The 22,653-nt window shown below is 72.8% G+C and carries 15 protein-coding genes; 7 read left to right on the top strand and 8 right to left on the bottom strand.

Going from position 1 to position 22,653, the window contains the following annotated elements:
* Position 1 precedes the first annotated feature (1 nt).
* The 7 genes from AB0399_RS06640 to AB0399_RS06610 form a co-directional block, all read right to left on the bottom strand.
* A complete protein-coding gene (locus AB0399_RS06640) occupies positions 2 to 562 on the bottom strand; it encodes a MaoC family dehydratase (RefSeq protein WP_366410476.1) in 561 nt (186 codons plus the stop codon).
* A 2-nt stretch (positions 563 to 564) separates the two neighbouring features.
* Positions 565 to 2,568, bottom strand: a complete 2,004-nt coding sequence (locus AB0399_RS06635; protein ID WP_366410475.1) for a protein meaA — start codon at positions 2,566 to 2,568, stop codon at positions 565 to 567.
* 161 nt (positions 2,569 to 2,729) lie between these two features.
* Positions 2,730 to 4,082: a crotonyl-CoA carboxylase/reductase gene (gene ccrA, locus AB0399_RS06630; protein WP_366410463.1), complete on the bottom strand. Its 1,353-nt coding sequence runs from the start codon at positions 4,080 to 4,082 to the stop codon at positions 2,730 to 2,732.
* A gap of 365 nt (positions 4,083 to 4,447) precedes the next feature.
* Entirely contained in the window at positions 4,448 to 5,236 is a 789-nt protein-coding gene (locus AB0399_RS06625) for a TetR family transcriptional regulator (protein ID WP_328471013.1), read from the bottom strand.
* A gap of 96 nt (positions 5,237 to 5,332) precedes the next feature.
* Positions 5,333 to 7,204, bottom strand: a complete 1,872-nt coding sequence (locus AB0399_RS06620; protein ID WP_366410462.1) for a 3-hydroxybutyryl-CoA dehydrogenase — start codon at positions 7,202 to 7,204, stop codon at positions 5,333 to 5,335.
* A 404-nt stretch (positions 7,205 to 7,608) separates the two neighbouring features.
* Positions 7,609 to 8,139 (bottom strand): GNAT family N-acetyltransferase, encoded by a 531-nt coding sequence (locus AB0399_RS06615; protein ID WP_329363514.1) that lies wholly within the window; start codon positions 8,137 to 8,139, stop codon positions 7,609 to 7,611.
* A gap of 19 nt (positions 8,140 to 8,158) precedes the next feature.
* Positions 8,159 to 9,265, bottom strand: a complete 1,107-nt coding sequence (locus AB0399_RS06610) for an Rv2578c family radical SAM protein (protein WP_366410461.1) — start codon at positions 9,263 to 9,265, stop codon at positions 8,159 to 8,161.
* Between the two features lie 168 nt (positions 9,266 to 9,433).
* Between AB0399_RS06610 and AB0399_RS06605 the strand changes: the two genes are divergently transcribed.
* On the top strand, positions 9,434 to 9,877 hold the full coding sequence (locus tag AB0399_RS06605; RefSeq protein WP_366410460.1) for an SRPBCC family protein: 444 nt from the start codon (positions 9,434 to 9,436) through the stop codon (positions 9,875 to 9,877).
* 142 nt (positions 9,878 to 10,019) lie between these two features.
* Positions 10,020 to 12,584: an MFS transporter gene (locus tag AB0399_RS06600; protein WP_366410459.1), complete on the top strand. Its 2,565-nt coding sequence runs from the start codon at positions 10,020 to 10,022 to the stop codon at positions 12,582 to 12,584.
* A 252-nt stretch (positions 12,585 to 12,836) separates the two neighbouring features.
* On the opposite strand, the gene AB0399_RS06595 is transcribed toward AB0399_RS06600, so the two are convergent.
* Entirely contained in the window at positions 12,837 to 14,534 is a 1,698-nt protein-coding gene (locus AB0399_RS06595) for an MFS transporter (protein ID WP_366410458.1), read from the bottom strand.
* 278 nt (positions 14,535 to 14,812) lie between these two features.
* On the opposite strand from AB0399_RS06595, the gene AB0399_RS06590 reads away from it, so the two are divergent.
* From AB0399_RS06590 to AB0399_RS06570, 5 genes are all read left to right on the top strand, one after another.
* A complete protein-coding gene (locus AB0399_RS06590; protein WP_366410457.1) occupies positions 14,813 to 17,434 on the top strand; it encodes a SpoIIE family protein phosphatase in 2,622 nt (873 codons plus the stop codon).
* A 138-nt stretch (positions 17,435 to 17,572) separates the two neighbouring features.
* Complete coding sequence (locus AB0399_RS06585; protein WP_366410456.1) at positions 17,573 to 18,295, top strand: methyltransferase domain-containing protein; 723 nt, start codon at positions 17,573 to 17,575, stop codon at positions 18,293 to 18,295.
* Positions 18,296 to 18,415: 120 nt separating this feature from the next.
* Positions 18,416 to 19,252: a M55 family metallopeptidase gene (locus AB0399_RS06580; protein WP_329363501.1), complete on the top strand. Its 837-nt coding sequence runs from the start codon at positions 18,416 to 18,418 to the stop codon at positions 19,250 to 19,252.
* Positions 19,245 to 20,657, top strand: a complete 1,413-nt coding sequence (locus AB0399_RS06575; RefSeq protein ID WP_366410455.1) for a M20/M25/M40 family metallo-hydrolase — start codon at positions 19,245 to 19,247, stop codon at positions 20,655 to 20,657. Before AB0399_RS06580 ends, AB0399_RS06575 begins: the two co-directional genes overlap by 8 nt.
* Positions 20,654 to 22,648 (top strand): prolyl oligopeptidase family serine peptidase, encoded by a 1,995-nt coding sequence (locus tag AB0399_RS06570; protein ID WP_366410454.1) that lies wholly within the window; start codon positions 20,654 to 20,656, stop codon positions 22,646 to 22,648. Before AB0399_RS06575 ends, AB0399_RS06570 begins: the two co-directional genes overlap by 4 nt.
* The last annotated feature ends 5 nt before the right edge of the window (positions 22,649 to 22,653 follow it).

Here is a 22,653-nt window from a genome sequence, read left to right as displayed (position 1 = left end):
GTCACTTCCCTCCCCGGGAGTCGGTGCCGGTCGTGGTGGCGGTCGTGGTGCCGGGCGTGGCGGCTGCGGGTTCGGGGCGGCCGGGCTGCTCGCCGCCGCGCTCCTTGACGTACGAAGCGGTCGGCACCATCACCTTGCGGCGGAAGACGCAGACCAGGGTGCCGTCCTGCTTGTAGCCGCGGGTCTCCACCTCGACGATGCCGCGGTCGTCCTTCGACTTCGACGGCCGCTTGTCGAGCACGGTGGTCTCGCCGTAGATCGTGTCGCCGTGGAAGGTCGGCGCCACGTGCCGCAGCGACGCGACCTCCAGGTTGGCGATCGCCTTCCCCGACACGTCGGGCACGGACATGCCCAGCAGCAGCGAGTAGACGTAGTTGCCGACCACCACGTTGCGGCCGAAGTCCGTGGTGTGCTCCGCGTAGTTCGCGTCCATGTGGAGCGGGTGGTGGTTCATGGTGAGCAGGCAGAAGAGGTGGTCGTCGTACTCGGTGACCGTCTTGCCGGGCCAGTGCTTGTAGATCGCACCGATCTCGAACTCCTCGTAGGTGCGCCCGAACTGCACAGTCATACCTCCAGCTTGTTCGCTCGCCGGATCTCGTCCACGATCCGGCCGATGATCACGGTGATACCGAAGTCCTTCGGCGTGAAGACGGCCGCCACACCGGCCGCGCGCAGTTCCTCCGCGTCCGCGGCCGGGATGATGCCGCCGACCACCACCGGCACGTCGTCCACCCCGGCCCGCCGCAACCGCGCGAGCACGTCCGGCACCAGCGCCGCGTGTGATCCGGACAGGATCGACAGACCCACGCAGTGCACGTCCTCGGCGACCGCCGCGGAGACGATCTGCTCGGGGGTCAGCCTGATCCCCTGGTAGACCACCTCGAAGCCGGCGTCGCGGGCGCGTACCGCGATCTGCTCGGCGCCGTTGGAGTGCCCGTCCAGGCCCGGCTTGCCGACCAGCAGCCGCAGCCGCCCGTCGCCCAGCTCCGCCGCGGTCCGCGCCACCTTCCGCCGCACGTCGGCCAGTTCGCTGCCGGCGTCGGCGGTGACCGCGACCGGCGCGCCGCTCACCCCGGTCGGCGCGCGGAACTCGCCGAACACGTCGCGCAGCGCCGACGACCACTCGCCGGTGGTCACCCCGGCCCGCGCGCACTCCAAGGTGGCGGACATCAGGTTCTCGGTGCCGGCGGCGGCGGCCCGCAGCTCCGCGAGCGCCTTGTCGGCCCGCGGCTGGTCGCGGGCGATCCGCCAGTCGTGCAGCGCCGCCACCACGCGGGCCTCGCCGGCCGGGTCCACCGTCATGATCGCCCGGTCCAGGTCCGCGGTGAGCGGGTTGGGCTCCGTGGACTCGTAGACGTTGACGCCGACGATCTTCTCCTCGCCGGACTCGATCCTGGCCCGCCGCTCGGCGTGCGCGGCCACCAGTTGCGACTTGAGGTAGCCGGACTCCACCGCGTCCATCACCCCGCCCAGTTCGGCGATGTGCGCCATCTCCGCGCCGGCCTGCTCGACCAGTTCGGCGACCTTCGCCTCGATCACATGGCTGCCGGCGAAGATGTCGTCGTACTCCAGCAGGTCGCTCTCGTGCGCCAGCACCTGCTGGATACGCAGGCTCCACTGCTGGTCCCAGGGCCGGGGCAGGCCCAACGCCTCGTTCCACGCTGGGAGTTGCACCGCGCGGGCGCGGGCGTCCTTCGACAGCGTGACGGCCAGCATCTCCAGCACTATCCGCTGGACGTTGTTCTCCGGCTGCGCCTCGGTCAGGCCCAGCGAGTTGACCTGCACGCCGTAGCGGAACCTGCGCTGCTTCGGGTCCTGGACGCCGTACCGCTCGCGGGTGACGGTGTCCCAGATCCGGCCGAAGGCGCGCATCTTGCACATCTCCTCGACGAACCGCACGCCCGCGTTGACGAAGAAGGAGATCCGCGCGACCACGTCGCCGTGCCGCTCCCGCGGGATCTGCCCGGAGGCGAACACCGCGTCCAGCACGGCGATCGCGGTGGACATCGCGTACGCGATCTCCTGGACCGGGGTGGCCCCGGCCTCCTGGAGGTGGTAGCTGCAGATGTTGATCGGGTTCCACTTCGGGATGTGGTTGACCGCGTACGTGATCATGTCCGTGGTCAGCCGCAGCGAGGGGCCGGGCGGGAAGACGTGGGTGCCGCGGGACAGGTACTCCTTGACGATGTCGTTCTGCGTGGTGCCCTGCAGCGTGGTGATGTCGGCGCCCTGCTCCTCGGCGACCACCTGGAGGAGCGCGAGCATCCACATCGCGGTGGCGTTGATCGTCATCGAGGTGTTCATGCGCTCCAGCGGGATGTCCTGGAACAGCCGCCGCATGTCGCCCAGATGGGAGACCGGCACCCCCACCCGGCCCACCTCGCCGAGCGCCAGCACGTGGTCGGGGTCGTAGCCGGTCTGGGTCGGCAGGTCGAACGCCACCGACAGCCCGGTCTGCCCCTTCTCCAGGTTCCGCCGGTACAGCGCGTTGGACGCCTCGGCGGTCGAGTGCCCGGCGTACGTCCGCATCAACCACGGCCGGTCCCGCCTTTTTCTGTGCTCGCTCACCTCCGGCGGCTTCGACCCGGTGTCGACGTTCCTCGCTCCCGCGCTCGTGCCTCGCCTGTCGCTCGTCTCTTTCGACACCGGCGCCGCCTTTGGCTCGCTCGCCGGGGGCGCCGTCCTCACAGGGTTGCCCTGCGGGTGCTGGTCGTCCGTCATGGGTGCCCTCACACGTCCCGGAACAGGTTGATGGCAGGCAGGTGGCGCTCGCGCAGTTCGGGGTCGGTGACGCCCAGGCCCTCGCGCGGGGAGAGCGCGAGAACGCCGACCTTGCCCTGGTGCAGGTTGCGGTGCACGTCGTAGGCGGCCTGGCCGGTCTCCTCCAGGCTGTAGGTGCGTGACAGGGTGGGGTGGATCTTGCCCTTGGCGATCAGGCGGTTGGCCTCCCACGCCTCACGGTAGTTGGCGAAGTGCGAGCCGACGATGCGCTTGAGGCTCATCCACAGGTAGCGGTTGTCGTACTCGTGCGTGTAGCCGCTGGTGGAGGCGCAGGTGACGATGGTGCCGCCCTTGCGGGTGACGTAGACCGACGCGCCGAACGTCTCGCGGCCGGGGTGCTCGAAGACGATGTCCACGTCCTCGCCGCCGGTCAACTCCCGGATGCGGGCGCCGAATCGTTTCCACTCGCGCGGGTCCTGGTGGTGCTCGTCCTTCCAGAACCGGTACCCCTCGGCCGAGCGGTCGATGATCGCGTCGGCCCCCATCCGCCGGCAGATCTCCGCCTTCTGCGGGCTGCTCACCACGCAGACCGGGTTGGCGCCGCCGGCCAGCGCGAACTGCGTGGCGTACGACCCGAGTCCGCCGCTCGCGCCCCAGATCAGCACGTTGTCGCCCTGCTTCATGTCGGCGCCGTTGCGGGAGACCAGTTGCCGGTAGGCGGTGGAGTTGACCAGCCCGGGCACGGCGGCCTCCTCCCAGGTGAGGTGCGCGGGCTTGGGCATCAGCTGGTTCGACTTGACCAGCGCGATCTCCGCCAGCCCGCCGAAGTTGGTCTCGAAGCCCCAGATCCGCTGCTCCGGGTCGAGCATCGTGTCGTTGTGCCCGTCGGCGGACTCCAACTCCACGCTCAGGCAGTGCGCCACCACCCGGTCGCCGGGGTGCCACTTGTTGACGCCCGGCCCGGTGCGCAGCACCACGCCCGACAGGTCGGAGCCGATCACGTGGTACGGCAGGTCGTGCCGCTCGGCCAGCGGCGACAGGCGGCCGTAGCGCTCCAGGAAGGCGAAGGTGGGGACCGGCTCGAAGATCGAGGTCCACACCGAGTTGTAGTTGACCGAGCTGGCCATGACCGCGACCAGGGCCTCGCCCGGGCCGAGTTCGGGCACCGGCACCTCGTCCAGGTGCAGCGAGGTGCGCGGGTCCTTGTCGCGGGACTCCAGACCGGCGAACATCTCCGCCTCGTCCTTGTGCACGGTGACGGCGCGGTACGACGCCGGCAGCGGCAGGGCCGCGAAGTCGGCGGCGGTGGCGTCCGGTGCCTGGATCGCGTCCAGGACTTCCTTCGTGGAACTCGTCGTCATGTGACTCGCCTCCGGCGAAGCGTTCTGCGCGTTCGCACGCTCTGCGGCAACGCTCGTTCAGGGAACGCGGTGTCGATGGGATGGAGGTGCCGTCGTCGGTTCGGCGAACAGATGAGATTCCCGGCCGGGCCTGGGGGACAGTGCCCGGACTACGGATACGGTATGGCACTGCGTGCCAGCCGTAAAGACACTGCGTGCCACTAATTTCTCTCAAGTGTCACCCCGGCGGTACAGACGAGCAACGCGAACGCCACCCGCCGCATCCGCCGGCGCCCGGCATGCGAACGGCCGCCCGGATGGCGCCGGGCGGCCGTGTCAGCGGTCGATGTGCGAAGGGGAAGCGGGGGGAACGGGGCGGACGGGCGCTACGCCTTGCGCAGCGCCTCCTCGATGCTGCGCAGGATCTCCGCGGGGGAGGCGTCCGTACGGGCCACCGCGACCACCACCTCGCCCTGCCGCGAGACGGCCGTGGCGCTGCCGGTGCCGGCCCGGGACGGTATCCGCCCCGCCCCGATGCCGGTGCCGAACGTCGCCTTGATCACGTCGAAGGCGTGGTCGAGCTGCGCCTCCACGTCGCCCTTGCCGTCCGCCCGCAGCCAGCGCCTCAGCACGTGGTTGTGGGCGGCGACCACCGCGGAGGCGGCGACCTCGGCGAGCAGCGGGTCGTCGTCGCCGTCGCGGTGCGCGCCCTCGTCGAAGTGGCCCAGCAGGTAGCGGGTGAACAGCCGCTCGTAGCGGGCCACCGAGGCGATCTCCCGCTCCCGCAGGGTGGGCACCTCGCGGGTGAGCCGGTAGCGCTCGACCGACACCTCGGGCACGTTCGCGTACATCCGCAGCACCTCGGTGATGCCCCGGCAGACCGTGTCCAGCGGGTGTTCGTGCGGGTCGGCGGAGTCCAGCACCGCCTGCACCCGGACCAGGGTGTCGTCGTGGTCCGGGAAGATCGCCTCCTCCTTCGACCGGAAGTGCCGGAAGAAGGTGCGCCGGGCCACCCCGGCGCTCGCGGCGATCTCGTCGACGGTCGTGGCCTCGTACCCCTGCGTCGCGAACAGCCGCATGGCCGCCGACGCGAGGTCCTGCCGTACCCGGTGGCGCTGAGCGGCCGCACGGCGCCCGCTGGCGGTGTCGGTGGCGGACTTCACAGGCTGCGGCATGCGGGGAACGTAACACGAGCGGCAGCCGATGATCGACGGCGAGCCCTCCGGCCGCCGAGCCGTCGTCCGTGGCCATCGAGCCGGGGAGCGCGCCGCTCAGCGGGCGTACTCACGGAAGCCGCGGCCGGTTTTGCGGCCGAGGCAGCCCGCTGAGACCAGGTGTTCCAGGAGCGGGGCGGGGGCCAGGCCCGGGTCGCGGAACTCGTCGTGCAGGACCTGCTCGATCGCCAGCGAGACGTCCAGGCCGACCACGTCGAGGAGTTCGAACGGGCCCATCGGGTAGCCGCCGCCCAGCTTCATCGCGGCGTCGATCGCGTCGACGGTCGCGTAGTGGTCCTGGACCATCTTCACCGCGTTGTTCAGGTACGGGAAGAGCAGGGCGTTGACGATGAAGCCGGCCCGGTCGCCGCAGTCCACCGGGTGCTTGCGCAGCGCGCCGCTCACCTCGTGCGCGGTCGCCACCACGTCGTCCGAGGTCAGCACGGTCCGCACCACCTCGACCAGCCTCATCGCCGGCGCCGGGTTGAAGAAGTGCAGGCCGACCACGTCCTGCGGGCGCCCGGTGGCCCGCGCGATCGCCACCACCGGCAGCGAGGACGTGGTGGTCGCCAGCACCGCGCCCGGCCGGCAGACCTTGTCGAACACCCGGAACAGCTCCTGCTTCACGTACAGGTCCTCCGCGACCGCCTCGACCACCAGGTCGGCGTCCGCGAAGACGTCGTACGACCCGGCCGGCGTCACCCGCGCCACCGCCGCGTCGCGCTGCTCCGTGGTGAGCCGCCCCTTGGCCACCGATCGGTCCAGGGAGGCCGTCAGTCGGGCCAGCGCCCGCGCCGCCTTCTCCGGCGTCCTGGCCGCCAGCGCCACCTCGAACCCGGCCTTCGCGAAGACCTCCGCGATGCCGGTGGCCATGGTGCCGGAGCCGGCCACGCCGACCGTGTGGACCGTACGGCCCCGCGCGCCCCCGCCGCGCTTGCGGGGCGTCTCGGCGTCCGGCACGACCGCGCCCGAGCCGGGGGATTCGTAGCTGTAGAAGCCGCGCCCCGACTTGCGGCCCAGCAACCCCGCCGCCGTGAGCTGCCGCAGCACCGGCGCGGGTGCGTGCAGCCGGTCCCTGCTCGCCTCGTACATCGCCTCCAGCACGGTGGTGGCGGTGTCCACGCCGATCAGGTCGAGCAGCGCCAGCGGGCCCATCGGCAGCCCGCAGCCGAGCCTCATCGCCGCGTCGATGTCCTCCCGGGTGGCGTACCGCGCCTCGTACATCGCCGCCGCCTGGTTCAGGTACCCGAAGAGCAGGCCGTCCGCGATGAAGCCCGCGCGGTCGCCGACCGGCACCGGCTCCTTGCCCAGGCTGCGCACCAGCGCGGTCACCGTGCGGGTCGCCTCGGGCGCCGTCAGCACCGTGGAGACCACCTCGACCAGCTTCATCGCCTGCGCGGGCGCGAAGAAGTGCAGGCCGAGCACGCGGTCGGGCCGCCCGGTCTCCGCCGCCAGCCGCGTCACCGACAGCGCGTTGGTGCCGGTGGCGAGGATCGCCCCCGGCTTGGCGATACGGTCCAGCGCGGTGAACACCTCGCGCTTGACGTCGTACCGCTCGGAGACGACCTCGATCACCAGGTCGGCCGCGGCGGCCGCCCGCAGCTCGGGGAAGGTGCGGAAGCGTGCGAGCACGTCGTCCCGCTCGGCCGGGGTCAGCCGGCCGCGCTCGACCTGGCGGGCGGTACGGGCCTCCAGGGCGGTGACGGCTCGGCGGGCGGCGGCGTCGTCGATGTCGACGCCGACCACCTCGTGGCCGGCGCAGGCCAGCACTTCGGCGATGCCGGTGCCCATGGTGCCCAGGCCGACCACGGCCACCACGGAGGGGAGGAGCGGCGGTTCGGTCGCGGACCGGGTGGACCGGGCGGACTCGGCGGCCGAGTCGGTCGGCGTGTTCGATGCGGTCGCGGAAGAAGTGGAGGGACGGTCCATCGCGTGACTCCAGGAGTGGCAAGAGCCGCGCCGCGCAGCGCGCGGGCGCACGGCAGAGGGATGAGTGGAGTCGCGGGCCTGACCGCAGAAGCGGTGCGTGTGCGCGCCCGCGCGAGCCGGCGGACCCTGTCCCGGGGCCACGCCGCACAGTGCCGAACCGACAACGGCATCCGCCGAGCGGTCGGTTCACCGGCCGCCTGGCGTGTCCTCCGAGGGTAACTCGCGGGTAACTTGGCCGCCAGTCCTTTGCACAGGTGATTTCGGTGCGTGACAGATGAGCGGCCGTGGGCGACCCGCCCGGGCAAGCCACGGCAAGGAGGCAAGCCGCGGCAAGGAGGCGGGGCGCGACCGGCCTTACGGGCCGCGGCGAACCGTAGGGCGCGCTGCGCCGGTTCGGGCTCGCCCTACGGCAGCGAGCGGGTGTAGCGCGTCTCCTCGACCGGGACGCCGTCGTACAGCTCGGTCATGGTCGCGCCGTCGGGTGAGAAGCCGGCGGCGGCGTAGAAGCGGCGGGCCCGCACGTTGTCGGTGAGGACCCACAACGCCAGCCGGGTGCGGCCGAGTTCGGCCGAGCGGCGGACCACCTCCGCGGTGAGCGCGCGGCCGGCGCCGGTGCCGATCCGGTCCGGTCGTACGTACAGCGCGTACAACTCCCCGGTCGTCGCGCCGGTGTCCTCGCCCCGGTATGGCCCGAAGGCGGCCCAGCCGATCACGGGCGCGGTGCCGTCGGCGGCGGCCTCCTCGGCCACCAGGTTGTGTACCCGCCCCGCCGAGCGTACGAACCACTCCCGTCGCCGCGCCGCGTCGTCGGCCGGGTCCATCGCGTCGAGGTGGCTCTGCGGCACCATCCCGGCGTACGCGTGCTGCCAGCCGCGGACCCGGATCGCCGACACGGCCGGCACGTCCGGCTCGGTCATCGTCCTGATCCGCACCATGCCCCGCATTCTAGGCAGTTCACAACAGGGTGAGCTGGGTGTTCTCCGGACCCGGACCCGACCCCGGCTCCCGCCCCGGCTCCCGTCCCGGCCCCGACCTCGCGCCGGGTGCTCCGGCGGCGCCCTCCACCGTCTCCTCGGCGTCCTCCCCGGGCGCCGGCCGCCCGCGCATCGCCCCGAGCCGGGCCGGGCCGCAGCCGAACTCCGCCGCGAACTCGTGCACCTGCCGGGTGATCCGCCGCTGGTACCACTTCGGCGCGTACGAACCGCCCGCGTAGAGCGCTTCGTACCGCCGCACCAGGTGGGGGTGGTGCTGCCTGAGCCACGCGGTGTACCACTCCCGCGCGCCCGGCCGCAGATGCAGCACCAGGGGCGTCACGGAGGTGGCGCCGGCCGCGGCGATCGCCCGGACCGTCGCGCGCAACTGCGCGGGGGAGTCGCTGAGGAAGGGCAGCACCGGCGCCATCAGCACCCCCACGGGTATGCCGTTCTCGCTCAGGGTGCGGCAGACCGCCAGCCGCGTCTCGGGGGAAGGCGTGCCCGGCTCCACGCTGCGCCACAACTCCCCGTCCAGGAAGCCGATCGACAGTGCTATGGACACATCGGTGACGCTCGCGGCCTGCCGCACCAGTTCGAGGTCGCGCAGGATCAGCGAGCCCTTGGTGAGGATCGAGAACGGGTTCGCCCGGTCGCGCAGCGCGGTGAGGATGCCGGGCATCAGCTGGTAGCGGCCCTCGGCCCGCTGGTAGCAGTCCACGTTGGTGCCCATGGCGACGTGCTCGCCCTGCCAGCGCGGCGCGGCCAGTTCGCGGCGCAGCAGCTCCGGCGCGTTGACCTTCACCACGATCTGCGAGTCGAAGCCGAGTCCGGTGTCCAGGTCGAGGTAGCTGTGCGTCTTGCGGGCGAAGCAGTAGACGCAGGCGTGCGAGCAGCCGCGGTAGGGGTTGAGCGTCCACTCGAACCTCATCCGCGAGGTGCCGGGCACCCGGTTGAGGATCGAGCGGGCCCGCACCTCGTGGAAGGTGATGCCGCGGAATCCAGGGGTGTCGAAGGTCCGCGTCGTCACCGCCGAGGTCCCGAAGAGCGCACCCGCGGAGTCCTCGGCGTTCAGCCCGTCCCAGCGCATCGTGCCCTCCTTCCGTCGTCCGGCCCCCACGGGCGGTCCGATGGCCGCCCGCTACCCACAATAGAACACAGATTCGATAAGCGAGTGTGGTTGGCTGGTGTGTCGCGTGAGGAAGTGCGCGCACCAAGCACCCCGATGCCCGCAGGGGCATGGACCCGAGGAGAAGTCATGGCGCTGGTCGAGGCCACCACGGAGCGGATCGTCGCGGCGGAGCCGGAGCGGGTGTTCGCCGCCCTGGCCGACTACGCCGGCACCCGCGGCCGGGTCCTGCCCGGTCAGTACAGCGAGTACGAGGTCCGCGAGGGCGGCGAGGGCGCCGGCACCGTCGTGCACTGGAAGCTCCAGGCGACCAGCAAGCGCGTGCGCGAGTGCCTCTTCGACGTCACCGCGCCCGCCGCCGGGCAGCTCGTCGAGACCGACCGCAACTCCTCGATGGTGACCACCTGGACCGTCACCCCGGCCGGCGAGGGCCGCAGCAAGGTGGTCAACGCGACCGCCTGGCAGGGCGCCACGGGCGTCGGCGGCTTCTTCGAGCGGACGTTCGCCCCCAAGGGCCTCAACGCCATCCACGACGAGGTGCTCGCCAAGCTCGCCGCCGAGGTGGAGCAGTAACTCCCCCGATACTCGCCCGGTTTCGCGAGCATTCACCAGTAAGGGTGGTTTTGCCAACTTCCTGAGACTCGCCGGGTCCGTCCGTCGTTGTCGCCTCATGGCGGGAGACGGTGGCGGAGCAGGTGTGACGAGGGGAGTGGCAGTGAGTGGCGGCACGCTGATCGAGCGACTGGGGGAACCTCACCCGGACGAAGTCCTGGGCGAGGCCGGGCCGGTGGACGGCACGGCGGGCGGTGCGGCGCAGCCGCCCCCCGACGTGCTCGCCACCGGCCCCGAGGGGGAGCCGGGCGCCCTCACCCCGCGCCGGCTTCGGCTGGTCTTCCTCGGGCTGATGCTCGCCCTGCTGCTGGCCGCCCTCGACCAGATGATCGTGGCGACCGCACTGCCCAAGATCGTCGGCGAACTGCACGGCCTGGACCGGATGTCCTGGGTCGTCACCGCCTACCTGCTCTCCTCCACCATCGGCCTGCCGATCTACGGGAAGCTCGGCGACCTCTTCGGCCGCAAGAGCGTCTTCCAGTTCGCGATCCTGACCTTCGTGGTCGGCTCGGCGCTCGCCGCCTGGTCCCAGACGATGAACGAGCTGATCGCCTTCCGCGCGATCCAGGGCATCGGCGGCGGCGGGCTGATGATCGGCGTGCAGGCGATCATGGCCGACATCGTGCCGCCCCGCGAACGCGGCCGGTACATGGGCCTGATCGGCGCCGCGTTCGGCGTCGCCTCGGTCGCGGGACCGCTGCTGGGCGGCTTCTTCACCGACCACGCCTCCTGGCGCTGGTGCTTCTCCATCAACGTGCCCTTCGGCCTGGTCACCCTGGTGGTGATCAGCCTGGTGCTCAAGCTGCCCAAACCCACCGCCCGGCCCCGGCTCGACGTGATCGGCGCCCTGCTGCTGGCGGCCGGCTCGACCTGCCTGGTGCTGCTGACCACCTGGGGCGGCTCCACCTACGGCTGGCGGTCCAAGGAGATCCTCGGGCTCGCCGGGGGCACCGTCGTGTGCGTGCTGCTCTTCGTCCTCGTGGAGCGGTTCGCCGCCGAACCCGTCATCCCGCTGCGGCTGTTCCGCGACGGGGTGTTCAACACCTCCGCGCTGATCGGCGCCGTGGTCGGCGTCGCCCTCTTCGGCGCCGCCAGCTACCTGCCGACGTTTCTCCAGATGGTCGACGGCGCCAGCGCCACCGGCTCCGGGCTGCTGATGCTCCCGATGATGCTCGGCGTCGTGGTCGCCTCCATCGGCAGCGGGCAGCTCATCAGCCGCACCGGCCGCTACAAGGTCTTCCCGCTGGTCGGCAGCGGCCTGTCCGCGATCGGGATGTATCTGCTCTCCCGGCTGGACGCCCACACCGCGCGCCCCGAGTACAGCGTCTACATGGCGGTGCTCGGCCTCGGCATCGGCTTGATCCTGCCGGTCCTGGTGCTCGCCGTGCAGAACTCGGTGAAGCCCACCGACATCGGCTCCGCGACCAGCGCCAACAACTACTTCCGGCAGATCGGCGGCTCCGTCGGCGCCGCGGTCTTCGGCACCCTGTTCGCCAACCGCCTCAGCCACCAGCTCGCCAACGACCTCCCGCGCGGCGTCAAACTGCCCGACCCCGAGTCGGTCACCCCCCAACTGGTCCGCACCCTGCCCGCGTCCCTTCGCGACGGATACGTACACGCGTACGCCGACGCCATGCCGCGGATCTTCCTCTACCTGGTGCCGGTCCTCGTCCTCGGCTTCCTCATCACCTTCCTGCTCAAGGAGAAACCCCTGGTGACCCAGCACGGCCCCGCCGCTCAGGCGGCGTACGAACCCGGTTACGACCCCGGCTACGACCCCGGGTACGAAACCCCCTACGAGTCCGGCCACGACCCCGTCTACGGCGCGAACCCCGCCGCCGTGACCGCCACGATCGCCCCCGGCGGTCCCGCACCCGACTCGGTGGTGCCCGGTGCCCGGCGCGGCCAGGGCGGCGTCCCGGTGTGCGGCACCGTCCAGCACTCCGACGGCACCTCCGTGGGCCGCGCCGCCCTCACCCTCATCGACGGCTCCGGCCGCCAGGTCGGCCGCGGCGCCACCGCGGAGGACGGCCGCTACGCCCTGAGCACCCCGGGCGCCGGCAGCTACGTCCTGATCGCCGCGGCCGGCGGGCACCAGCCGCAGGCCGTCACCGTCGCCGTCGGCGACCACCCGGTCGAACTCGACGTCGTGCTCGGCGGCGCCGGGCGGCTGGCCGGCACCGTCCACACCGCCGACGGCACCCCGGTCCGGGACGCGATCGTCACGCTCACCGACGTACGCGGCGACGTCGTGGCCACCTCCCGCAGCGGCCGCGAGGGCGTCTACGCGCTCACCGAACTCGTCGCCGGGGAGTACACCCTCGCGGCCAGCGCGCCCGCCTACCGGCCGGCCGCCCTCCCCGTCACCGTCCAGGCGTCCCGCGAGACCCGCCAGGACGTCGAGCTCGCCGGCGGCGCCTCCCTGCGCGGCATCGTCCGCGCGCCCGGGGGCCGCCTGGTGGAGGACGCCCGCGTCACCCTCCTCGACGCCGCCGGCAACGTCGTCGACTCCGTCACCACCGGCCCTGACGGCCACTTCCGGTTCGTCGACCTCGCGGCCGGCGAGTACACCGTCATCGCGGCGGGGTACCCGCCGGTGGCCACGGTGCTCCAGGTCGCCGGGGGCGGCCGCACGGAACGCGACCTCCAGCTGGGCCACGCGGACTAGTCCCCGCGGGCGGCCCGGGCGGACCCTCCCCAGCGCCCTGTCCTGTCGGTCCAGGGACCGGCTGTGAGCATGCGGCCGAGCGCGCAGCCATCCGCGCCCCTTGAGACAGGTGCGGCTCCTTCCGCGGAAGGACGCCGACCCTCAAGGGGCGCGGGGACGTGCTCAGAGGGGGTACCCCCAGCGATCAACCACCGGGGGCGGTCCCTGGGCCGACAGGACGGGCCGACAGGACAGGCCGCCCGGGTGGGTGGGTCACCCTCCCCCGGAGGAGGGGTTGCGGCCGGTGCCGTCCTGGATCTGCGCCTTGTCGCACTGCGTCCCGCGGATCAGCGCGTAGGTCCCGCCGATCTTGTACGTCCCGGCCTTGGGCGCGTACAGCCGCGTCCAGTCACCGTCGGGCGCGAGGCACCCGCTGTCGTTGTCGGCGGCCCCCTCGATCCCCAGCACGGGCGACCACGGGATGCGCAGCAGCACCGACCCGCTGCTCGGCATCGTGACGGTCAGATCGGCAGGGCCGGCCTGGTCGACCACGGCCGGCGGGTCCGCCATCGGGTCCGCACCCGTCACGGAATACACCTGCCAGTCCGGGTCGTGCCACACCTCGGTCATCCAGGGCTGTCCCGCCGCCACCAGCTTCGCCTCGGCGACGCCCGCGCCGTCCGGCTGGGCCGCGGGCAGCACCACGTAGTTGACGCTCCAGCGGCGCAGCCAGTCCCGGTAGGTGTCGGGGGTCAGGGTCCCGTCGTAGAAGAGCGGGTTGCGCTCCACGTCGGCCTGCCGGTTCCAGCCGCGCGCGAGGTTGACGTACGGCGACAGGCCGGACGCCTCCCAGTGCGAGCGCAGCGGTACCACCTCGACCCGGCCGCGGTCGGCACGCAGCGTGCGCAACTCGTGGATCAGGGAGGACGCCTGCACGGAGGAGGTCCCCGAGGAGGTGGTGACCTGGTCCACTATCGGCTTCGTGATCTGCCAGGACGCGGTCCCGGCGAAGGCCAGCCACAGCAGCAGCGTCCGCTTGGTGCCCCAGGTGCTCGCCATCGCGACGATCAGCAGTATCGTGCCGCCGTACAGCAGCGCGAGCCGTTCGACGTTGCTGCCGATCGGCGAGGGGATGACGAAGGTCAGCACCACGCCCGCCGCGTAGACCCACGAGCCCAGGTGGATGGCCTTCCACGCCTTGGGCACCGCGAGCGCGATCGCGACCGACACCGCGAACGGGATGATCGCGAAGTACCACTTGAAGGGCTGCACCCCGTAGAAGGGGAAGAGCAGCGAGGTGGCGCCGACCACCAGCGGCGGCGCGGCGGCCAGTATGTACGCGTCCTTGCGCCGGCCGGTCAGGAACAGCGCGGCGGCGACCACGAGCAGGAAGAGCCCGGCGACCGGGCTGCACATCGTGGCGAACGCCGCCATGACCGTGGCGAGCGCCAGCCGCGGCGACCGGCCGCGTGCGGCCCGCTCCACGGGGTAGAGCACCATCGTGGCGACCACCGCGAAGAGCATGCCCAGCGCGAAGGTGACCCGGCCCGAGACGACATCACCCCAAAGAGCGAACGTCGTCCACAGCACCGGCACCAGCGGCCGCTTCACCCGGGCCCGCATCAGCAGCGCCGCGGAGAACGTCGCGGTGAGGGTGCCGGCGATCACCCCGGTCATCCGCACCCCGAGCGCGGCCATGATGTACGGCGACAGGATGCTGTACGAGGCCGGGTGCATGCCGCCGTACCAGGACAGGTTGTACGACGCGGCGGGGTGGGCCTTTATGAACTCCGTCCACGCGTACTGGGCGGCCATGTCGCCCGAGTCCTTGGCCAGGTACAGCGCCCACACCGCGTGCAGTACGGCGGCCAGCAGTGTGGCGATGACCACCGGGTGGCGCAGATCGACCCGTCGCAGCAGGCCCCTCGGTCCGCGGACGACAGCGACGCGCGCGGGCTGCCAGGTGGTCACGTGGCCTCTTCCGGTAGCGGGTGCGGAGTGTCCCGGCCGGGGTCCCGTCCGGCGGGAACGAACTCCACCGTGACAAGAGTTCGAACACAGGGTTTGGACGCTAGCACGCTCGGATCGGTTGCTCCCGTGCGGGCGTACGCCGGTTTCCTGCTTTGCCTCCCCTGCTGGTCCGGTCCGGCCGTACCGTGGTATCGGCATCGCGGATCATGTGCCGGGGACAAGCTCAGGCGCGCCCGGGCATGACCCCGTGACTGCCACGGGAAGGAGCCCAACGAACCATGGACCGCCGCAATCCGCCAGTGATTTCCGGCCGGGTGCCGCTCGCGGTGGTGGTCGTCGACGTCGCGGGTGAGATCTCCCACTGGAGCACGGGGGCCAGGCGCCTGTTCGGGCCCACCAGGGACGAGGCGGTCGGCCGCCCGGCGGTCGACGTGCTGCCCGTGGTCGGGGCTCTGGACGCTGCCTGGGTGGAGGACGACCCGGAGCCGGTCCAGGCCGGCGAGGGCGCGTATCCCACCGCGGGGCGGGCCCGGGTCTTCGATCGGGCGCACCGCGTGGCCGGCGATGCGGGCGGGCCGCTCGGCGATGCGGGCGTGCTGCTCGCTGAGGAGGGCGGCGGGGCGGACGACGCGCGGCCGCTGGACCTGCTGTGGTGGGCGTATCCGCTGGTCGGCCCGGGGCCCGAGCGGCTGCTGGTGCTCGCCGCGGACGCCGTGCAGGCCGGGGTGGTGGACCCCGAGGCGCTCGCCGCGGCCGGGTCGGACGCCCCCGAGCCGGCCGAGGTCTTCGAGCGGATCGCGCCGGGCTTCGCGCTGCACTCGGTGTTCGCCGAGTTCCCGGGCTCCGACGAGCTCGCCAAGCGGTTACCGGAGATCCTGCCCAGCATGAACCCGCTGGACAGCGCCCGGATCGTGGCCCAGGTGCTGGAGCTGGGGTATCCGGTGCTGGAGGTCAGCCGCCAGGACCGGGTGCCGGTCACCCCGGACTGGGGCGTGCCGCGCCGGGCCGAGCGCGAGGCAAGACGGCGGGCCGCCGAGGCCGCCCGCGCCGGAGCGGATGCGGGCGCGGATGCGGATGCCGGCGCAGCAGCGGGAGCGGGCGCGGGTGTGGGCGCGGGTGCTGGGGAGCGAAGAGCGCACGCCGGCGCATCGGCGGTCGTCGGAGTGGCCGGCGGCACGGGGCCCTCGACCGCGGACGACGACCTGGCGCCCGACCTGGAGTACGCGGCGGTCCGCGAGCACCTGGAGTTCCTCAACGAGGTCAGCCGCAGGATCGGCAGCTCCCTGGACCTGGCCCGCACCATCGAGGAGGTCAGCGCGGCAGTCGTGCCGCGCTTCACCGACGTCGCGGGCACCTACCTGCGCGAGCAGGTACTGGCCGGCGAGGGCTTCCCGGACGGTCCGCCCGACGTCACCACCATGTGGTACCGCGTCGCGGTCGAGCACACCGACGAGCCGGGCCGCTGGGACGACGTGGTGCCGGTCGGCGAGTCCATGCCGTTCCCGGCGCAGACCCCGTTCTTCCGCTGCATGACCACCGGCGAGCCCGTCCTGGTGCCGCGGATCAGCGAGGAGATGGGCAACGCGATCGCCGCGCAGTTCCCCAAGCGCGACATCAGCCCGCTGATCAACCACCGCTCGATGCTGGTGGTGCCGCTCAAGGCGCGCGACGTGGTGCTCGGCTTCATGATCCTGCTGCGCCACCGGGAGCGGCCCGCGTTCGACGACATGGACCGTGTCACGGGCGCCGAACTCGCCGCCCGCGCCGGGCTCGTGCTCGACAACGCCCGGATGTACACCTACCAGGAGAACGTCGCCGACACCCTCCAGGACAGCATGCTCCCGCACATCGCGCCGCGCATGCCCGGCTGCGACGTGGCCACCCGCTACCTGCCGGGCACCCGGCTCGGCCGGGTCGGCGGCGACTGGTTCGACACCATCAAGCTGCCCGGCTCCCGGCTGGCCCTGGTGGTCGGCGACGTGATGGGGCACGGCCTGAACTCGGCCGCGATGATGGGCCAGTTCCGTACCGCCGTGCAGACCATGGCCGGGCTCGACATGCCGCCCGCGCACCTGCTGCGCAACCTCGACGACCTCGCCCAGCGGCTCGGCGAGCAGTACCTGGCCACCTGCCTCTACGCGGTCTACGACCCGGTCGAGTCCGACCTGCTGATCGGCAACGCCGGGCACATCCCGCCGGTCCTGGTGCGCGCCGCCGACGGGCGCAGCGAGCTGCTGGAGGTGCCCACCGGCGCGCCGTTGGGCGTCGGCGGGGTCGCCTTCGAGACGGTCCGGGTGCCGGTCGCGCCCGGTGACCGGCTGGTGCTGTGCACCGACGGCCTGGTCGAGGTGCGCGGCCAGGACATCGGCGCCGGGCTCGCCGCCCTGTGCGAGAGCGCCGCGCACCCGGCCGCGTCGATGGACGACGCCTGCGACACGATCATCCGCGCCCTGAACCCGCGCGGTGGCCGCAAGGACGACGTGGCGCTGCTGATGGCGCGGCTCAACGGCATCCCGCGCGGCGACGTGGCGGCCTGGGAGCTGGCGAACGACCCGCGCGAGGCGGCCCGGGCCCGCGGCCTGGTCCGGGCGGCGCTGCACGGCTGGGGTCTGGACGCGATCGGCGAGAGCGCGGAGCTGCTGGTCGACGAGCTGGTCACCAACGCGCTGCGCCACGCGCGCACCGACCGGGTGAGCCTGCGGCTGGTGCGGGCAGGTGCCCTGCTGTGCGAGGTCGGCGACGACGACCACGCGGTGCCGGTCCTGCTGAGCGCCGGCGCCGAGGACGAGGGCGGGCGCGGCATGCGGATCGTCAGCCGGCTGGCCCGCGAGTGGGGCACCAGCCGGTCCGCGCACGGGAAGACGGTCTGGTGCGAGCTGGCCCTGCCGCGGGGCCTGTGAGCCGGGTGGCTCCTGCGGGGTGTGCGGGGGAGCAGGGGGAGAAGGTGCGGGGCGGCTACGCGCGCGCGGGCGTGCGCGGGGGTGAACAGGGGTAGCGGGCAAGGACATGCGGCGGTTCCACGGCGGAGGTGCGTACCCATGAAGGTGACCGGCGAGTACCAGCAGGTCTGGGAGAGCTTCTGGAAGGACGCGCCGGACGAGGTGGGCGGGGCGCTCTGGGACGTCGAGCCCGCGCTCGCGTCGGCGCTGCATCTGCCGCACTTCGAGGGGTACTTCGACCCGGGGCTGCCACTGGTCGACCTGGGCTGCGGCAACGGCACGCAGACGCGCTTCCTCGCCGGCCGGTACGACCGGGTGGTGGGTGCGGACCTGTCGCGGGAGGCGGTGGCCAGGGCCCGGCGGGCGGACCCGCACGGCGCGGCGGGCTACGAGGTGCTGGACGCCGTCGACCGCGAGGCGATGCGGCGGCTGCACGCGGAGACCGGTGACGCGAACGTGTACATGCGGGGCGTGCTGCACCAGTGCGCGCCGCAGGACCGGGCCGAACTGGTGGCGGGCATCGCCGAGCTGACCGGCGTGCGCGGCCGGGTCTTCGCGCTGGAGCTGGCGGAGGCGGCGAAGGGGGTGCTCGGCGCGCTCGCCGCGGCGCCGGCCGGTCCTTCGCTGAAACTCCGGGCGATCTTCTCGCACGGCATCGCGCCGGGCGAGGTGGCCGACGCGGCGGTGCCCGGCTACTTCTCCGACGCGGGCCTCGACATACTCGCGCAAGGTGAACAACCCCTGTTGACCGTCGAGTTCGACGCGGCCGGGGAGCGGGTGGCGGTGCCGTCGAAGTGGCTGGTCGCGGGCCGGAAGGGGTGAGGTGAGGGGCCGCCCGCGGGATCGGACCGGCCCGCCCGAGAGGTCTGGACCATTGAAGTTATCCACAGGCGGGGAGGAGGGGCTGGCACGGCCGTCACGGGGCCGCGTAACGTGACGCTCATGACGAAGATCCTCATCTCGGCGGACATGGAAGGCGCGACCGGCGTGACGTGGCCGGCCGACGTCCTGCCGGGCAGCGAGCAGTGGCAGCGCTGCCGCCATATGTTCACGTCCGACGTCAACGCGGCGATCGCCGGCTTCTTCGACGGCGGCGCCGACGAGGTCCTTGTCAACGAGGCGCACTGGTCCATGCGCAACCTCCTGCTGGAGAAGCTGGACGAGCGCGCCCAGATGCTCACCGGCCGCCACAAGGACCTGTCGATGGTCGAGGGCGTCCAGCACGGCGACGTCGACGGCATCGCCTTCGTCGGGTACCACACCGGCGCCGGCACCGAGGGCGTCCTCGCCCACACCTACCTCGCCAACTCCATCACCGGCGTGTGGGTCAACGGCGAGCCGGCCAGCGAGGGCCGGCTCAACGCCCTGGTCGTCGCCGAGTACGGCGTCCCGGTGGTGCTCGTCACCGGCGACGACCGGACCGGGCTGGACGCGCGGGGATACGCCCCCGAGGCCCACACGGTCGCCGTCAAGGACTACGTGTCGCGGTACGCCGCGGTGTGCCGCCCGCCCGCGCGCACCGCCGCCGACATCCGGTCCGCCGCCAAGCAGGCCGCCGCGCTCGCCGTCAAACACGCACCCGCCGAGGCCGGGCCGTACACGGTGGAGCTGGAGTTCGACGCGGTCCACCTGGCCGGGGCCGCCACCGTGGTACCCGGCGTCGAGCGCACCGGAGAGCGGCGGGTGGCCTACACCCTGCCGACCATGTACGAAGGAATCCGCGCCTTCAAGGCGGTCACCACACTCGTTTCGCAGGCCGTGGAGGAGCAGTATGGCTGAGCAGTTTGTCGACGCACAGGCGCTCGACGAGGTGGTCCGCTTCACCTCCGACCTGATCCGGATCGACACCACCAACCGCGGCGGTGGCGACGGCAACGAACGCCCCGCAGCCGAATACGTCGCGCGGCAACTCGCCGACGCCGGCATCGAGCCGCAGATCCTGGAGTCCGCCCCCGGCCGGGCCAACGTGGTCGCGCGCATCCCCGGCACCGACCCGTCCGCCGACGCGCTCCTCGTGCACGGCCACCTCGACGTGGTGCCCGCCGAGGCCGCCGACTGGAGCGTGCACCCCTTCTCCGGCGAGATCCGCGACGGCGTGGTCTGGGGCCGCGGCGCCATCGACATGAAGAACATGGACGCGATGGTGCTCGCCACCGTCCGCAACTGGGCCCGGGCGGGCCACCGCCCGGTCCGCGACATCGTGCTCGCCTTCACCGCCGACGAGGAGGACAGCGCCGACTACGGCTCCGGGTTCCTCGCCGACAAGCACCCCGAGCTCTTCGAGGGCTGCACCGAGGGCATCAGCGAGTCCGGCGCCTACACCTTCCACGCGGGCGACGGCCTGCGGCTCTACCCGGTCGCGGCCGGCGAGCGCGGCACCGCCTGGCTCAAGCTCACCGCGCGCGGCCGGGCCGGCCACGGCTCGAAGGTCAACGCGGACAACGCCGTCAGCCGGCTCGCCGCCGCCGTCGCCCGGATCGGCGACCACCGCTGGCCGCTGCGGCTGAGCGACACCGTGCGCGCCGCACTCACCGAACTGGCCGCGCTCCAGGGCGTGGACGTCGACCTCGACCGCGTCACCGACGGCGACGGAGCGACCGACCCCGACAGCATCGACGCCCTGCTCACCAAGCTCGGCCCGGCCGCGTCCTTCATCCGCTCGACCGTCCGCAACAGCTCCAACCCGACCATGCTCCAGGCCGGTTACAAGGTGAACGTCATCCCCGGCTCCGCCACCGCCCACATCGACGGACGCGTGCTGCCCGGCGGCGAGGAGGAGTTCACCACCACCATGGACCGGCTCACCGGGCCGGACGTCGACTGGGAGTACCACCACCGCGAGGTCGCCCTCGAAGCGCCCGTCGACTCGCCCACCTTCGCCGCGATGCGCGAGTCCCTGGAGCACTTCGACCCGGGCGCCCACGTGCTGCCGTTCTGCATGTCCGGCGGCACCGACGCCAAGCAGTTCTCCCGGCTCGGCATCGCCGGCTACGGCTTCTCGCCGCTGAAGCTGCCGCCCGGCTTCGACTACAACGCGCTCTTCCACGGCGTGGACGAGCATGTCCCGGTCGAGGCGCTGCACTTCGGGGTCGAGGTGCTGGACCGCTTCCTGCGCCGCACCGGCGCACCCGCCGCGCACACCACCGGCACCGCGACCGCCACCACCGGGAAGGGCACCCGATGACCACCACCGACCGGACGGCCGTCGCCTACGGCACCTGGCCGTCACCGATCGACGCCACCACCGCCGCCTCGCACGACGGCAGCCCGGAGTTCGTGGGCGTCGTCGGCGACGAGGTGTGGTGGACCTCGCCCCGCCCCGCCGAGGGCGGCCGGCGCGCGCTGATCCGCCGCCTGCCCGACGGCACCGAGCAGTGCCCGCTGCCCGCGCCCTGGAACGTCCGCAGCCGCGTCATCGAGTACGGCGGCACCCCCTGGGCGGGCGCGGTCCTCGACGGCTCGGCGCTGATCGTCTTCGCGCACCACCTCGACCAGCGGCTGTACGCCTTCCGCCCCGACCAGCCGGAGAGCGAGCCGCGCCCGCTCACCCCGGTCTCGCCGGTCGGCGGCGGTCTGCGCTGGGCCGACCTCACGATCAGCCCGGAGCGCGGCGAGGTCTGGGGCGTGCTGGAGGAGTTCACCGGGGAGGGGCCCTCGGACGTGCGCCGGGTGCCCGCGGCCGTCCCGCTGGACGGCTCGGCCGCCGACGACCGCGGCGCCGTACGCGAACTGGCCGCCGAGGCCCACCGCTTCGTCACCGGACCGCGGCTGTCGCCCGACGGCGCGCGGGCGGTCTGGCTCGCCTGGGACCACCCGCTCATGCCGTGGGACGGCACCGAGCTGCGGATCGCCGACGTGGGCGCCGACGGCGTGTTCGGTCCGGCCCGCACCCTGATCGGCGGCCCCGAGGAGTCCGTCTCGCAGGCCGAGTGGGCGCCGGACGGCACCCTGCTCGCCGCCACCGACCGCACCGGCTGGTGGAACATCCACCGGGTCGACCCGGTGGGCGGCGACGCGGTCAACCTGTGCCCGCGCGAGGAGGAGTTCGCCGGGGCGCTGTGGAAGCTCGGCCAGCGCTGGTTCCAGCCGCTGGAGCACGGCCTGATCGCGGTGCTGCACGGCGTCGGCGCCCCCCGGCTCGGGCTGCTCGACACCGCCACCGGCGACGTCATCGACGCCCCCGGCCCGTGGACGGAGTGGAACCCGACCCTCGCCGCCACCGGCGGCCGGGTGATCGGCATCGCCGCGAGCGGCCGCACCTCCTACGAGGTGGTCGAGCTCGACACCGCCGTCGGCCGCACCCGCGTGATCGGCAACGCGCACCACGACACGGTCGACCCCGCGTACCTCCCCGAACCGGTCGCCCGCACCTTCACCGGCCCCGACGGCCGCGAGGTGCACGCCCACGTCTACCCACCGCGTCACCCGGAGATCACCGCCGACGGCCCCGCGCCGTACGCGATCTGGGTGCACGGCGGGCCGACCAGCCGCGCGGCGATGGTGCTCGACCTGGAGATCGCCTACTTCACCTCGCGCGGCATCGGGGTCGCCGAGGTCAACTACGGCGGCTCCACCGGCCACGGCCGCGAGTACCGCAACCGGCTGCGCGAGCAGTGGGGCGTGGTCGACGTCGAGGACTGCGCCGCGGTCGCCCAGGGGCTGGTCGCGGAGGGCGCCGCCGATCCGGACCGGCTCGCCATCCGGGGCGGTAGCGCCGGTGGCTGGACCAGCGCGGCGGCCCTGACCAGCACCGACACCTACGCCTGCGGCACGGTGATCTACCCGATCCTCGACCTGCTCGGCTGGTCGAAGCAGGGCGGTGAGACCCATGACTTCGAGTCGCAGTACCTGGAGTCGCTGGTCGGACCGGTCGACGAGGTGCCCGAGCGCTACCGCGACCGCTCGCCGATCAACCGCAGCGACCGGATCGGGGTGCCGTTCCTGCTGCTCCAGGGGCTCGACGACGTGATCTGCCCGCCGGTGCAGTGTGAGCGGTTCCTCGCCGCCGTCGCAGGGCGCGGCATTCCGCACGCGTACCGCGCCTTCGCCGGCGAGAGCCACGGCTTCCGCCTGCTCGACACCATGGTGACCTGTCTGGAGGCCGAACTGTCGCTCTACGGCCAGGTGTTCGGCTTCACCCCGGCCGGGGTGCCGGCGCTGGAGCTGACCACATGACCGGG

Source organism: Streptomyces sp. NPDC088194 (assembly GCF_040702025.1).
Taxonomy (GTDB): Bacteria; Actinomycetota; Actinomycetes; order Streptomycetales; family Streptomycetaceae; genus Actinacidiphila.
This window is presented reverse-complemented; position numbering and strand designations above follow the sequence as displayed.

Excerpts from the sequence above, each read along its gene's own strand:
- ccrA (WP_366410463.1), bottom strand. The coding sequence starts at position 4,082 with ATGACGACGAGTTCCACGAAGGAAGTCCTGGACGCGATCCAGGCACCG.
- AB0399_RS06625 (WP_328471013.1), bottom strand. The coding sequence starts at position 5,236 with ATGCCGCAGCCTGTGAAGTCCGCCACCGACACCGCCAGCGGGCGCCGT.
- AB0399_RS06620 (WP_366410462.1), bottom strand. The coding sequence starts at position 7,204 with ATGGACCGTCCCTCCACTTCTTCCGCGACCGCATCGAACACGCCGACC.
- AB0399_RS06615 (WP_329363514.1), bottom strand. The coding sequence starts at position 8,139 with ATGGTGCGGATCAGGACGATGACCGAGCCGGACGTGCCGGCCGTGTCG.
- AB0399_RS06610 (WP_366410461.1), bottom strand. The coding sequence starts at position 9,265 with ATGCGCTGGGACGGGCTGAACGCCGAGGACTCCGCGGGTGCGCTCTTC.
- AB0399_RS06605 (WP_366410460.1), top strand. The coding sequence starts at position 9,434 with ATGGCGCTGGTCGAGGCCACCACGGAGCGGATCGTCGCGGCGGAGCCG.
- AB0399_RS06590 (WP_366410457.1), top strand. The coding sequence starts at position 14,813 with ATGGACCGCCGCAATCCGCCAGTGATTTCCGGCCGGGTGCCGCTCGCG.
- AB0399_RS06585 (WP_366410456.1), top strand. The coding sequence starts at position 17,573 with ATGAAGGTGACCGGCGAGTACCAGCAGGTCTGGGAGAGCTTCTGGAAG.
- AB0399_RS06580 (WP_329363501.1), top strand. The coding sequence starts at position 18,416 with ATGACGAAGATCCTCATCTCGGCGGACATGGAAGGCGCGACCGGCGTG.
- AB0399_RS06575 (WP_366410455.1), top strand. The coding sequence starts at position 19,245 with ATGGCTGAGCAGTTTGTCGACGCACAGGCGCTCGACGAGGTGGTCCGC.
- AB0399_RS06570 (WP_366410454.1), top strand. The coding sequence starts at position 20,654 with ATGACCACCACCGACCGGACGGCCGTCGCCTACGGCACCTGGCCGTCA.